Source organism: Roseobacter sp. HKCCD6576-2 (assembly GCF_013179285.1).
Classification (GTDB): Bacteria; Pseudomonadota; Alphaproteobacteria; order Rhodobacterales; family Rhodobacteraceae; genus Rhodophyticola; species Rhodophyticola oceani.
The window spans coordinates 819,383-832,796 of sequence record NZ_WVNW01000002.1; the positions used below are offsets into that span (position 1 = coordinate 819,383).

General features: G+C 61.7%; 14 protein-coding genes. 9 read left to right on the plus strand and 5 right to left on the minus strand.

Annotated elements, in window-relative coordinates:
• Positions 1-11: 11 nt before the first annotated feature.
• Positions 12-1,208 (minus strand): bifunctional 2-polyprenyl-6-hydroxyphenol methylase/3-demethylubiquinol 3-O-methyltransferase UbiG, encoded by a 1,197-nt coding sequence (locus GTF44_RS11070; RefSeq protein ID WP_171559234.1) that lies wholly within the window; start codon positions 1,206-1,208, stop codon positions 12-14.
• Positions 1,205-1,954 (minus strand): DUF3445 domain-containing protein, encoded by a 750-nt coding sequence (locus GTF44_RS11075; RefSeq protein ID WP_171559231.1) that lies wholly within the window; start codon positions 1,952-1,954, stop codon positions 1,205-1,207. Before GTF44_RS11075 ends, GTF44_RS11070 begins: the two co-directional genes overlap by 4 nt.
• Positions 1,955-2,084: 130 nt before the next feature.
• Between GTF44_RS11075 and dddP the strand changes: the two genes are divergently transcribed.
• A complete protein-coding gene (dddP, locus tag GTF44_RS11080) occupies positions 2,085-3,413 on the plus strand; it encodes a dimethylsulfonioproprionate lyase DddP (protein ID WP_171559228.1) in 1,329 nt (442 codons plus the stop codon).
• Here the strand turns inward: dddP and GTF44_RS11085 are convergent.
• Positions 3,399-4,298 (minus strand): endonuclease/exonuclease/phosphatase family protein, encoded by a 900-nt coding sequence (locus tag GTF44_RS11085; RefSeq protein ID WP_171597670.1) that lies wholly within the window; start codon positions 4,296-4,298, stop codon positions 3,399-3,401. The genes dddP and GTF44_RS11085 overlap by 15 nt on opposite strands.
• 147 nt (positions 4,299-4,445) lie before the next feature.
• Between GTF44_RS11085 and GTF44_RS11090 the strand changes: the two genes are divergently transcribed.
• On the plus strand, positions 4,446-5,678 hold the full coding sequence (locus GTF44_RS11090; protein WP_171559223.1) for a bifunctional alpha/beta hydrolase/OsmC family protein: 1,233 nt from the start codon (positions 4,446-4,448) through the stop codon (positions 5,676-5,678).
• Here the strand turns inward: GTF44_RS11090 and GTF44_RS11095 are convergent.
• On the minus strand, positions 5,629-6,111 hold the full coding sequence (locus GTF44_RS11095; RefSeq protein ID WP_145208337.1) for an Lrp/AsnC family transcriptional regulator: 483 nt from the start codon (positions 6,109-6,111) through the stop codon (positions 5,629-5,631). The two genes, GTF44_RS11090 and GTF44_RS11095, sit on opposite strands and share 50 nt — an antisense overlap.
• 145 nt (positions 6,112-6,256) lie before the next feature.
• Here GTF44_RS11095 and cysG point away from each other — a divergent pair, with 145 nt between their 5' ends.
• The 7 genes from cysG to GTF44_RS11130 all read left to right on the plus strand — a co-directional run bounded on the left by cysG (position 6,257) and on the right by GTF44_RS11130 (position 12,451).
• The gene (cysG, locus tag GTF44_RS11100; protein ID WP_171559221.1) at positions 6,257-7,651 is read left to right on the plus strand and encodes a siroheme synthase CysG; all 1,395 of its coding nucleotides are present in this window, start codon (positions 6,257-6,259) and stop codon (positions 7,649-7,651) included.
• Complete coding sequence (locus GTF44_RS11105; protein WP_171559218.1) at positions 7,651-7,950, plus strand: DUF2849 domain-containing protein; 300 nt, start codon at positions 7,651-7,653, stop codon at positions 7,948-7,950. The genes cysG and GTF44_RS11105 overlap by 1 nt, the downstream gene beginning before the upstream one ends.
• Before the next feature lie 116 nt (positions 7,951-8,066).
• The gene (locus GTF44_RS11110) at positions 8,067-9,734 is read left to right on the plus strand and encodes a nitrite/sulfite reductase (RefSeq protein WP_171559215.1); all 1,668 of its coding nucleotides are present in this window, start codon (positions 8,067-8,069) and stop codon (positions 9,732-9,734) included.
• Entirely contained in the window at positions 9,724-10,464 is a 741-nt protein-coding gene (locus tag GTF44_RS11115; protein ID WP_171559212.1) for a phosphoadenylyl-sulfate reductase, read from the plus strand. The genes GTF44_RS11110 and GTF44_RS11115 overlap by 11 nt, the downstream gene beginning before the upstream one ends.
• 43 nt (positions 10,465-10,507) lie before the next feature.
• The gene (locus tag GTF44_RS11120; RefSeq protein WP_171559209.1) at positions 10,508-10,924 is read left to right on the plus strand and encodes a DUF934 domain-containing protein; all 417 of its coding nucleotides are present in this window, start codon (positions 10,508-10,510) and stop codon (positions 10,922-10,924) included.
• 66 nt (positions 10,925-10,990) lie between these two features.
• Positions 10,991-11,839, plus strand: coding sequence for a ferredoxin--NADP reductase (locus GTF44_RS11125; RefSeq protein WP_171559206.1), 849 nt, complete (start codon positions 10,991-10,993; stop codon positions 11,837-11,839).
• A 156-nt stretch (positions 11,840-11,995) separates the two neighbouring features.
• Complete coding sequence (locus GTF44_RS11130) at positions 11,996-12,451, plus strand: hypothetical protein (RefSeq protein ID WP_171559204.1); 456 nt, start codon at positions 11,996-11,998, stop codon at positions 12,449-12,451.
• Positions 12,452-12,565: 114 nt separating this feature from the next.
• Here GTF44_RS11130 and GTF44_RS11135 read toward each other — a convergent pair whose 3' ends face one another.
• Positions 12,566-13,249 (minus strand): hypothetical protein, encoded by a 684-nt coding sequence (locus GTF44_RS11135; protein WP_171559201.1) that lies wholly within the window; start codon positions 13,247-13,249, stop codon positions 12,566-12,568.
• Positions 13,250-13,414: the final 165 nt, after the last annotated feature.

A 13,414-nucleotide genomic window follows, 5' to 3' on the forward strand; every position in this document is an offset into this window, starting at 1 on the left:
GACGTCGCAGGCTAAGGTTTCAGAAGCGTCGAATAATACATCAGGCCAAACCGGGTCAGATCCGCCGAAACTGGGTTCCAGATCGACGCAAACGCCACCGGGTCCAATTCCGCGGCCCGCGCAATGGCCGCTAGATCGGCCCGGCCCGTGACATGGCGCAGCATCTGCCCGGCCGCCGCCGAAACCGGCAGCTCGATCTTCTCGCCGCCAAGCGTGACCGGTAAAACCCCTTTCTTCATGATCACATCGGCCAGCTTTGGCCCCGTGACGCCTTTCAGATGCGGGATCGCATGTGGGCTCGGGCGCGCCACACGACCCGCCGCATTGTGGGCGGCATACACCACATGGGTTTTGATCGTGCCCCGGAGTTTCTCGGCCAGTTCCATCCGCGTCAGATCATCCAAGCCCACCAGCAGCCCCGGGTCGCCCAAAAGCGGCGCTGGATCATAGAGATGCGCTTGCGGGCTGCCGACCATCTCCAACCCTGCCTTGGCCAGGGTCTCGACCAATTGCCGGATCGTGTAGGGCCGGTCCTGGCTATGCAGCAGCAGATCATAAAACCCCGCATCGCTATCTTGGTGATCGCCCAGATGCGGGTTGCGTTTGAATGGGTGCCCTTCGGGCAGACGCGCCAAAATCGCCTTCGCCCGGCGCAGCCGATCTCGCGGCGACCCGGTCAAGAGCGTACCAAACGCCTCTTGCAACGGATAGACCCCGGCCCGGCCATAGGGCGCATAGACCATCAACCCGATCCCGCCGCCATCGGCCAGCGCCGCGCCAAGCGCATCAAACCCCAATTGCGGCTCGGGCAGATGGTGCAGCACACCACAGCAATCGATGTAATCAAACGGCCCATATTGCGCGGCATCCAGAAGCGAGCCGGTGTGAAAGCTGATCCCGGTCAAGCCGCGTGTCTTGGCCCGGCTTTCGGCAATCTTACGCGACGATTTCGACAGGTCGAGATACGTGATTTCATAGGGTTTCCAGGCACTTGTCAGCACTTGTGCAAGTTGGATTAGCGCATCGCCCGTGCCGCCGCCTGCAACCAGGACCCGGAAAGGCTGCGACCAATCCCGCTGCCCGGCAAAGAGGAAATGGTCGATCTCCAACGGATGGCTGGGCGAGCCGGTGATCAGGCGCGTCTTCTCCTCCGCCGGGTCGCGGGCGGGATAGGGATAGGCCTCATATTGTTCGGTCACATCGGTCATGATCGGTCCGCGGTTTCAATCGGATGGCTCTCTAACCCTGCCCGCTGTGCCGCCGTCAAGCGCGCGAATGGCAGCACCCATGTGTGGATCGAAAACACAATCGCGCCGGTTTCGGGCAGTTTCAGCAGGCATTGCCGCTCGGATCGGACAAATCCAGGGCGGCCCGCCGATGTTTCGCGCGGCGCAGCCTCCGGCACCGGTTGGTAAAGCGCGGGATCTTCGTAAAACAGCGCGTTTTGCCGCCACATCGGGCGGTCGGAATGCATCAGATCGAAAAGCCGCTGCACGCGGGTCGCCATGCTTTCGTCATAGGGGGCAACTGGCCGGTGAATCCGGGTCAACGGGCGACCGATCTTCTCCGCCAAAGTCCAAGACGCCGGGAAACACAACACGGCAGCGCTGAGCACATGCTCTGCCCCGCCCTCTGGTTTCTGCAAGAGACAAAGGTCTTCTTGCACCAACCGTCCGGCCACCAAAAGCGGCAGATCAGACAGGGGCACCGCAACACCATCCGGTCGCGTCACCCGAGAGGCCGTGCGATCATACTCCGGACCCAAATGGCGCAAAATCAGCGCCAAAAGCTCCCGGGATGCGGCCTCTGCCCCCTCGGCATAGACCTCCGCCCGCCGCTCCGAAAGCAACCGATCCCGCAGCGCCATCTGCGCTGCGAAGGCCTCATCAACCACCAGCCATTCCGACATGTCCAAGGGCTGCACGCCCGGCAAACGCCGGGTCGCGGGCGCCATCCAAGGCGCATTTGGCAGCGAATTTTGGCAGATATGGTCCAAATCCGACCCTTTTGGTGCCGCGTTCTGGCGCGCTCCACCTGATTGGAGCCCGCAGGCTGATGTCAAATCTCTGGGAGGACACCTCGCGATGAATGAAGCCTATCGCCGTCATGAGCGCAAGATCGACCCGACCAAGGGCGTGACCCTGGACGATGGCACCCTCAACGACAATGACCGGATCGAGATCGGGCCAACGATGCTGGCCTATCGGGAATGGGAAGCGGCGGGCCTGACCTTGCCCGATCTGGCGGGCTTGCGGCAGTTCCGGTTGAACCGGCTGGTCGAGAAGCTCGTCGAGCGCGATTATGGCGGGGTGTTGATGTTCGACCCGCTCAACATCCGCTACGCCACCGACTCAACGAATATGCAGCTCTGGAACACCCATAACCCGTTCCGCGCCTGCCTGGTCTGCGCCGATGGGCATATGGTGCTCTGGGATTACAAGAACTCGCCCTTTCTGGCCGATCACAACCCGCTGGTCCGCGAGGTGCGCTCGGGCGCATCGATGTTCTATTTCTCCGTCGGGGATCGAATCGAGGAGGCGGCGGAAAGCTTCGTTGGAGAGGTCGCCGAGGTGATGCGCGCCCATGCGGGCAGCAATACGCGGCTCGCTGTCGATAAGATCATGCTGACCGGCGCACGCAAGCTCGAAGCCGCCGGGTTCACACTGGAAGAAGGCGAAGAGGTCACCGAAAAGGCCCGCGCCATCAAAGGCCCCGATGAAATCCTCGCCATGCGCTGCGCCGTCCATGCCTGCGAAACCGCGCTTGGGCTGATGGAAGAGGCCATCGCGCCTGGCAAAAGCGAAGACGAGATCTGGGCCGTTCTGCATGCGGAGAATATCAAACGTGGCGGCGAATGGATCGAAACCCGCCTCTTCGCCTCGGGGCCGCGCACAAACCCCTGGTTCCAGGAATGTGGCCCCAGGGTCGTCCAGGAAAACGAAATCTGCGCCCTCGATACCGATCTGATCGGCTGCTACGGGCTTTGCGTCGATATCTCGCGCAGCTGGTGGGTCGGCCCCGGTGATCCGCGCCCCGATATGATCGCGGCCATGCAGCACGGCCATGAACATATCATGACCAATATGGAGCTTCTGGCGCCTGGTGTGCCGCTTCGCGATTTGGTCTTCAAGGGCCACCAGTTGGACCCGAAATATGACAAGCGGAAATACTCCTGCCGGATGCACGGTGTCGGGCTGTGCGATGAATGGCCCCATATCGACTATCCCGACCACTACAAAGAGGGCGCGTTTGAGGCGGTGCTGGAACCCGGCATGATGCTCTGCGTCGAGGCGTTGATTGGTGAGGAAGATGGCGATTTCTGCATCAAGCTCGAAGATCAGGTGCTGATCACCGAGGATGGGTATGAGAACTTGATCAGCTATCCCTATGATGCGCGGTTAATGGGCGGCTAGGTCGAACCGGGCAAGAACACCATTATGGTCGGACCCCAGACGCGGTCGGTAGGTCAGGATCGGCGCAGACGGGGTAAAAACATGATCGATCGGGAGCGGCATTAGCGGAAACCGCTCTCGCAGCGTGCCCCGGATCGGGGCACCGACCTCGACATCTGCGGCGGCTCGGATGCGACGCACGGCATGTGACCAGGGCACCATGTTGAAATCGCCGCCAATCACGACCGGCCCCTCGAGATTGTTCAGGACCGGCAAAAGCGCCTCGACCTGAGCCGCTTGGCCAAAGGGCCAGGGCCAGTGCAGATGGATCGAGACCACCCAAACTGGGCCGTCTGGCGTCACGACCTGCATGGCAGCAAGGCCAGACCCCTCCTGGCAAATCCGGCTTCCCTCAACCGGTTCGAACCGGGCCGCGACCGCCACCGCGCCGACACCGGCAAAAGGGCAGATATGCCGATTGTAGGTCGCAGGGAGGGCATCATAGACCTGCCGCCGATTGCTGGCGCTCACTTCTTGCAAGGTGATGAAATCGGGCGATGTAAGGCGCACATCCTCCAAGAGGGGTTCAGCGTCGGATAAGAGAAACAACAGGTTTTTCTGATAAAGCGAACGCGTCTCGCGCCCATCTTGCGCCGCTAATCCAGTCGGCACGAGACCAGCCAGCGCGATTGGCGCTGCGCCCACAACCGCCAGGGTAAGAGCAGCGCCCCCAAACCGCCGCGCGCCAAGCAAAACCAACCCTATGGCAATGACGGCCAAAACAAGCGCCAGCCACAGCCGAAACACCGCGAGAGAATCACCGATCGGATGCAGCGCGCTCAGATATCCGCCCAAAATAGCCAAGGCGCAGGCAAAACCGGCAATCCGCAGCGCCCATCTCAACACCCGGCCCAATTCAGCCCCTCTTTCGCATCACCGCACATCACCTCTGCACACTCTCCCAACACGAGGCCGTGAAATCAATGTCACGCGGGTTGTCTCGCTGGCCCCGCGCCCACATTCTGGCAGTCTAGCCATCAGGAGCCATCCGCCATGCCCACCGACCGTTTCACCTTTCCCGGCTCGACCGGCGCCGATCTGGCCGCCCGGCTTGATATGCCGGATGGGCCGCATCTGGCGACCGCAATCCTGGCGCATTGCTTCACCTGCGGCAAAGACATTGCCGCGGCCCGGCGCATCTCCTCGCGTCTGGCGGCGATGGGGTTTGCGGTTTTGCGGTTTGATTTCACAGGGCTAGGGCATTCAGCGGGCGAGTTTGAAAACACCTCCTTCACCTCCAATGTGGGCGATCTTCTGGCCGCCGCCGAAACACTTACCGCGCGCGGCATGCCGCCCGCGCTCCTGATCGGCCATTCACTTGGCGGCGCGGCGGTTTTACGCGCGGCGGGCCAGATCGAGAGTGTCAAAGCCGTTGCCACCATCGGCGCGCCCTTTGACCCGGGCCATGTCACCCATAATTTCGGTGATGCGCTCGACCGGATCGCCGCCGAGGGCGTGGGCGAGGTCAATCTGGGCGGACGCCCCATTCGGATCGGTCGCGGCTTCGTCGAAGATGTGAAGGCCGAGAATATCGAACCGGCGATTGCGAGCTTGAACAAAGCGCTTCTGGTGATGCATGCCCCGCGCGATGCCGTTGTCGGTGTCGAGAACGCAACGCAGATTTTCATCGCCGCAAAACATCCCAAAAGTTTCGTCACGCTTGACAGCGCTGATCATCTGGTGAGCCGCCCCGAAGACGCGGAATACGCCGCCGAGGTCATCGCCGCTTGGGTCGCCCGCTATGTCAATCTGCGCCCGCCCGCCCCGCCACCCGGCGCGCCCGAAGGGATCACGCGCGTGTCGGAGGCCAATTCAGACGGCTTCTTGCAAGATGTCCAGGCCGGCCCGTTCCACCACGCTTATGCCGACGAACCGCTCAGCTATGGCGGCACGAACCAGGGTATGACGCCCTACCAATTCCTCGCCGCCGGGCTTGGCGCCTGCACCTCGATGACGATCCGGATGTATGCCCGCCGCAAGGGTTGGCCGCTGGATCATGTCTCGGTCGATGTCACCCATAATCGGGTCCATGGCCAAGACGCGGCAGGCCCGGCGATGCCGCTGGATCATTTCACGCGGGCCATCACGCTGACCGGCGATCTGGATGCGGACCAACGGCAAAGGCTGCTGGAGATCGCCGATAAATGCCCGGTTCACAAAAGCTTAGAGCAAAGCGCTAAGATTTCGACGGAGCTGGTCCAAGCGGCAGAAGTGGCGTTGACTTGATCTCTTCCATACTCAGAAGCGCGGTCACATTGTAGATCCGCACTTCCGAGATCAGCGCCTGATAAAACGCGTCATAGGCCCGCGCATTCGGCACCCGGACTTTCAGGATGTAGTCGATCTCCCCGGCCAACCGATGCGCCTCCATCACCTCGGGCCGGGCCTGCAACGCGGCAAGGAAGGCCTGCTGCCATTCCGCCTCATGTTCCGAGGTGCGGATCAGCACGAAGAAACACGCCTCGAGCCCAAGCGCTTCGGCATCCAAAATCACCGTTTGCCGCCCGATGATCCCGGCCTCCTTCAGCTTGCGAATCCGGGTCCAAACCGGGGTCTTGGACGAGCCGACTTCCTTGGCAATATCGTCCAGCGACCGGCTCGCATCCTCCTGCAAGGCCCGTAGGATTTTCCGGTCCATCTCATCGACCTGAACAGACATTCGCGCGCCCTTTCTTTGACCAAACACGGCATTCGCTTTTCCGCGATGTACAGAACATGCGTTCCTATCTGCAAGCGTGATCTGCCAAATCTTGGGAAATTATTCTATCTATGACAGGTAATCGCAGCCAACAGGTCCCGTTCAGATGCAGCATTTTCCGATCTTCCTCGCCGTCGCTGGCCGCCGCATCGTCGTCTCCGGCGGAGGAGAGGCCGCGCTGGCCAAACTGCGCCTGTTGCTCAAGACCGAAGCACATCTGACGGTCTTCGCTGCAGACCCGGCGCAAGAGATCGTGGATTGGGCGGCCCAAGGCAAATTGACCCTTGCCAAACGCGCCCTGGCTGCAGGCGATGCCCTCTGCGCCGCGCTCTTTTACGCCGCCAACGAGGACGATGCCGAAGACGCCCGCGTGACCCGCCTTGCGCAAGCGGATGGCGCGCTGACCAACTGGGTCGACAATCTTGGCCAAAGCCAGTTCATCACACCCGCGATCGTTGACCGTGACCCGGTGACCGTGGCGATTGGCACCGAAGGCGCGGCCCCGGTTCTGGCCCGCGCGATCAAGTCCGACCTCGAAGCGCGGCTGCCTGTGCAATTGGGCCTGCTGGCCCGGATCGGGAAAACCTTCCGCAAGGCGGTCGAGGCTCTGCCGATGGGTCGCCCGCGGCGCGATTTCTGGTCAGACTACTACTTCAAGACCGGGCCGGAAGCGCTCGCGCAAGAGGGTGAGGCCGGTATTCAAACCCGGTTGGACGCCCTCCTCTCCGATCATCTCTCGCGTGACAGCCAACCGGGCCGTGTCGCCTTGGTCGGTGCAGGCCCCGGCGATCCGGAACTGCTGACGCTGAAAGCCCGCCGCGCCCTTGATGAGGCCGATGTGGTGATCTATGACCGCCTCGTCGCGCCCGAAATCCTCGAACTTGCCCGCCGCGAAGCCCTGATGATCAATGCCGGCAAGGAGGGGTTCGGCCCGTCGATGTCGCAAGACGAGATCTGCCGCTTGATTGTCGAGCATGCCGCTCAAGGCGCCTATGTGGTCCGCCTGAAATCTGGCGACCCCACGGTTTATGGCCGCTTGGACGAGGAAGTTGATGCGCTGGACGCAGCCGGTGTCGCCTGGTCGATCATTCCGGGCATCACCGCCGCATCCGCCGCCGCCGCCGGGATCGGCCAAAGCCTGACCAAACGCGACCGGAACTCGGCGCTCCGGTTTCTGACCGGTCATGACGTGAAGGGCTTTGCCGAACATGACTGGCGGGGTCTCGCCCGTCCGGGTGAGGTCGCCGCGATCTATATGGCCAAGAAAGGTGCGCGCTTCCTGCAAGGTCGGCTTTTGATGCATGGTGCCGCGCCCAACACGCCCGTGACCGTGGTCGAAAATGCCTCGCGCGCCGATGGCCAAACGCTCGCCACCACGCTGGCGCGCCTGCCTGCCGATATTGACGCCGCCAACATGTCCGGCCCCGCCATTCTGCTCTATGGCCTGGCACCCCGCGATGCGGCGCTGGCCCTCCCGCAACTGCAAAAGGATCAAGCCTGATGCCCCGCCCCTTTACGCCGAAAGTCGTCACCGCAAATGCGCTTCTCGAAGGCGATGTGGTCTATCTGACCGAAGATGACCGCTGGACCCGAACGCTCACCGAGGCCGAGCTGATCGAAGACGAGGCCCATGCGCAGCTCCGCCTGCTGGATGCAGAGATGCAGCCGGGCCGTGTGGTTGGCCCCTATCTGGCCGATGTCAAAGCCGGACCGGCGGGGCCGGAACCCACCCATTTCCGCGAAGCTTTTCGCAGCCGCGGCCCGTCCAATTACCACCATGGAAAGCAGGCAGGCGCCTGACGCCCTATCCAAACGAATAGGGATCTATGCCGAAACCCCGCCCGCTATTCCGATAGACCCACCCGGCCCACACAGCCGCACGACATGCTCAAAATAACGCAACCGGAGCGATCCAGATGTACAGCTACAACGAGTTCGACACCGCCTTTCTTCAGGAGCGCAACGCGCAATTCCGGTCTCAGGTCGAGCGGCGCATCGATGGCTCCCTGACTGAAGATGAGTTCAAGCCGTTCCGTTTGATGAACGGACTCTATCTGCAATTGCATGCCTATATGCTGCGCGTGGCGATCCCTTATGGCACGCTGAACTCCCGGCAGATGCGGCAACTGGCGATGATCGCCGAGCGGTGGGACAAAGGCTATGGCCATTTCACGACGCGGCAAAACATCCAATACAACTGGCCGAAACTGCAGGACGTGCCGGACATGTTGGACGCGCTGGCCGATGTCGGCATGCATGCGATCCAGACCTCCGGCAACACGATCCGCAACGTCACGGCAGATCATTTCTCTGGCGCCGCCGCCGATGAGACCGCCGATCCGCGGCCCGTGGCCGAGTTGATCCGGCAATGGTCGACCGACCATCCCGAGTTCCAGTTCCTGCCCCGCAAGTTCAAAGTCGCCGTCACCGGCAGCCCAAATGACCGCGCGGTGACCGCCGCCCATGATATCGGCATTCGCATCGTCGAGCGGCATGGCGAAATTGGCTATCAAATCCTCGTCGGCGGCGGCCTCGGCCGAACGCCTATGATCGGCAAGGTCTTGGCGGATTTCGTGCCGGGCGACGACCTGTTGCCCTATCTAGAAAGCATTGTCGCGGTCTATAATCTGCTCGGCCGTCGCGACAACAAATACAAAGCCCGGATCAAGATCACGGTGCATGAAACCGGCCTGGACGAGATCCGTCGCATGGTTGGGGATGAATTTGCCGCCCGCAAGCCCGCCTTTGCGGGGGTTGATCAAGAGATGCTGTCGGAAATCACATCTCACTTTGCGCCACCACGCTTCGAATCTGCCGATACTGGCGACTATGATAGCACATATGCAACAAACCCCGCGTTTCGCGCCTTTGTGGATACAAATGTGGATACCCATAAGCGGGATGGCTACGCGATTGTCTCGATCTCGCTGAAATCTCATGGTGCGACCCCGGGTGACGCAACCGCTGATCAGATGCGTGTGATGGCCGATTTGGCCGAAACCTATGCCCATGATGAGCTGCGCATCTCTCATGAGCAGAACGTAATCCTGCCGCATGTGCCGCGTCGTCATTTGCCCGCGATCTATGCGGCGCTGCGCGACGCGGGCCTCGCCACCGCCAATATCGGGTTGATCTCCGACATCATCGCCTGCCCCGGCATGGATTACTGCGCCCTGGCCACGGCCCGCTCGATCCCGATCGCGCAAGAGATCGCAACCCGGTTTGATGAGCTGAAACTTGAACATGATGTGGGCCCGCTGAAGATCAAAATCTCCGGCTGCATCAATGCCTGCGGGCACCACCATGTCGGTCATATCGGCATCCTCGGCCTCGACCGGGCCGGTGTGGAGAACTATCAGATCACCCTTGGTGGTGACGGCACGGAAGATGCCAGCATTGGCGAACGGGCTGGCCCAGGTTTTGGCGCGGACGAGATCATCCCGGCGATCGAGCGCCTGGTCTATGCCTATCTCGACCTGCGCGAGAGCCCCGACGAGACCTTCCTGCAAAGCTATCGCCGCCTCGGCCTCGCGCCGTTCAAAGCTGCGCTTTACCCGGCGGAGGCCAAGGCCGATGCCGCTTGACGCCCCTGTCTCCACACGCGCCGCGTTGCTCAACACGCGCTATCGCCACCATTCGGCGACCGCTGTGTTGCGCCATGCGTTAAGTGACCCAGATACGGGCCGGATCGCTTTGGTCAGTTCCTTTGGGGCGGAATCGGTGGTGCTGCTGCATATGCTCGCGGAGATCGACCGCGCGACACCGGTACTGTTCATCGACACCGAAATGCTGTTTCCGGAAACACTCACTTACCAGCAAGAACTCGCGGCCCATCTCGGCCTGGAAGACCTACGGATCATCCGCGCCAGCCAAACCAGCCTGGCGGCGCATGACCCCGATGGCGATTTGCACCAGACCGACCCTGACGCCTGCTGCACTTTACGCAAAACCGTGCCGCTGAACCACGCGCTGGCCCCGTTTGACGCTTGGATCACCGGTCGGAAACGGTTCCAAGGTGGGCAGCGCGCCGCCCTACAGTTCTTCGAAGAAGAGGGTGATTTCCGCATCAAGATCAACCCATTGGCCCATTGGTCACCTGAGGACGTCCAGGATTATATGATCAACAACCGCCTGCCGCGCCATCCCTTGGTTGCCAAGGGCTATCCGTCGATCGGTTGTGCGCCTTGCACCAAGCCGGTGGCCGCCGGCGAAAACCCGCGCGCCGGGCGCTGGCAGGGCCAGGACAAAGACGAGTGCGGTATTCATTTCATCGATGGGCGCATGGTGCGCGGCCCGCTAAAACAGGCGTCGTGATGGCGCCGATAAAGACAGTTTGGACAACGAAAAGAGGCACGAAATGACCGATCCGGTTTTGGTGCGTGACACAGGTTTTGAAACGGACGATTGGACCGGCGGATTTGCCGCTTTGGCCGACGGGATCGCCGCCAATTGCGGCGGTGTGGATATCGCGTCCGATGATGATATCCAGCCTCTGGCCGACACCCTCGACCAGATCGCGATGATCCGCATCGCCTTCCCCAGCTTTGCCGATGGTCGGGGATTTACCCTTGCCCGGCAGCTCCGCGCGCTTGGCTACACCGGTCGTCTCCGTGCGGCGGGCCATGTTCTGGCCGATCAATACGCCATGGCGCGGCGGGCCGGGTTCGACGAAGTTGAGATCAGTGCCGAGTTGGCCGCGCGCCAGCCCGAAGCGCAGTGGCGGGCCCGCGCCAACTGGCAGGCGCATCACTACCAGGCGCGCCTGCGCGGCTGATCCCCCTTTCCCTGATCCAGATCAATGCCTAAGACAAAGGGCGGCTGCTAAAGCCGTGATATGAGCATGACCGAGCAAACACCCGTGACACAAACCGCCGCGAAACCCGTCCCCACCCTGCCCGACGCCCAGACCGTGACACATGTCAAACACTGGACCGACCGGCTGTTTTCCTTCCGCGTGACGCGGCCTGCCAGCTTGCGGTTCCGCTCAGGCGAGTTCGTGATGATCGGGCTGATGGGCGACGCGGACCCGAAAACCGGAAAACAGAAACCGCTCCTGCGCGCCTATTCCATCGCCTCGCCCTCCTGGGATGACGAGCTGGAGTTTTATTCGATCAAGGTCCAAGACGGCCCGCTGACCAGCCGCTTGCAGCATATCCAGCCCGGTGATGAGATCATCCTGCGCCCGAAACCGGTCGGCACCTTAGTTCATGACGCGCTTTTGCCCGGCAAACGCATCTGGTTTTTCGCCACGGGCACCGGGTTTGCGCCCTTCGCAAGCCTGCTGCGCGACCCGCAGACCTATGAGGATTATGACGAGATCATCCTCACCCATACCTGCCGCGAGGTTGGCGAATTGGCGTACGGCGCGGAGGTAATCGAGACCATCCGAAATGACGAGATGCTGGCCGAGTTGATGGGCGAAGGCTTCCACGAGAAGCTGCGCTATTACCCGACCACAACCCGCGAAGAGAGCCCAAAAATGGGCCGGATCACTGATTTGATGCGGTCCGGCGAGGTGTTTGCCGATCTGGGCGTGGCGCCGCTTTGCCCCGAAAATGACCGGGCGATGATTTGCGGCAATCTCGCATTCAATCTCGAACTGAAAGAGATGCTGGAGGAATACGGGTTGGAGGAAGGCGCCAATTCGAAGCCGATGCAATACGTCGTGGAAAAGGCGTTTCTGGACTAAGCCCTGCGCCGCGCGGTCAATCTATACGGTATCGGGGCGATGGCCGCTTGGCGGAACAGCGTCGATGCTCGCGGGTTATCTTCCCTGACCGCATAACGGATGGTCAGGGCGCGAGACGCTGGCTTGGCGCCTTGAGCACAGGTTTAGGAGGCGCATATGAACAGCATCCATGACATGTCCCTAATCGATCTCGCGACCATCATCAGCGGGTTTGGCACCGCGATTGCCGCCCTCGTCGCGGTGATTGGTGTTGTCATTGCCATCGTCCAAGTCCGCTCGTACCGCTCGGTTCAAAGCGAAAACATGGCGAAAAGCCTGTTTCGCGATTATCTCAAGGAGGCGCTTGAACGGCCGGACCTTCTTTCGCCGGATCATGAGAAACTGGCCGAGGCGGGCCGCATGGTCGAATACGAGCTTTTCGTGGCCCATATGCTCTATTCGCTCGACGCGGTTCTCGCCAACACGCACTCGACCGAATGGCGCGAGGTGGCTCGCGGTGAACTGGCCCGCCATATGGTGTTCCTCAACTCCGACGAGTTCCAGAAACAGCGCCAATACTATTCCGTGGAACTGGTTCGGATCATTGACGAAATCCGCACGTCTGAGACGTAGAGCAGGTCTTTCGGTCGATCGGCTGCGACCCCAAGCCAGCGCAAGACAGGTTCAGCCAAGAAAAAACCCGCGCGGGTGTGGCGCGGGTTTCTACATTTTCGAACAGGGTTTGGCTTAGAGACCAAGCGCCTCGCGGACCTGGGTCACAACGCCCTCGACCAGCTCTGGGTTGTTACGCGCGCCTTCGATGGCGGTGCTGAGCGTGGTTTTCATCACCGGGTTCAGGTCGGAACCATCAACCGCGGCCAGGGCGGCATCGGCATCAAACCCATCCACCGTCAGGATCGAGGCCAAGTCGGGGGTGGCGGCTTCAACCGCATCGGTGACGGCCTCCGTCGCGGTCTCGGTCGCTGTATCGACTTCTGCGGCAGCGGCCTCCGCGGCGGCCTCAGCTTCTGCAGCTGCGGCTTCCGCTGCGGCGGCCGCTTCGGCTTCCGCTGCGGCGGCGGCCTCGGCAGCAGCTTCTTCTGCGGCGGCGGCCTCTGCCTCGGCGGCGGCGGCAGCCTCTGCAACAGCGGCTTCCGCTTCCGCAGCAGCGGCCTCGGCGGCGGCAGCAGCTTCAGCTTCGGCAGCAGCGGCGGCCTCTGCAGCGGCGGCGGCTTCCGCTTCAGCAGCGGCAGCAGCTTCGGCGGCGGCGGCTTCTGCTTCCGCAGCGGCGGCCTCGGCCTCGTCGGTTACTGTTTCAACGGCGTCTTCAACCGCATCGGCCATCGGAGCTTCATCGCCACCTTGGGTCAGGAAATACCCCCCTACGGCCACGGCAAGAAGCACAACAACAATGATAATAATTCGGTTCATTTTAGTCCCCCAAAGATGTTCAAACGGATACGAGTCCGCACATAGGCGCAGTCCAAAGCACGCACAATGGGAAACCGCAGCCCCCGCTCCCCTCGGCAAGCGCTCGCTTGGGTTTCGTCTTGAACGCAGGCCAATCGACAGTTAGGTTCGGGGCCTGATTTGATT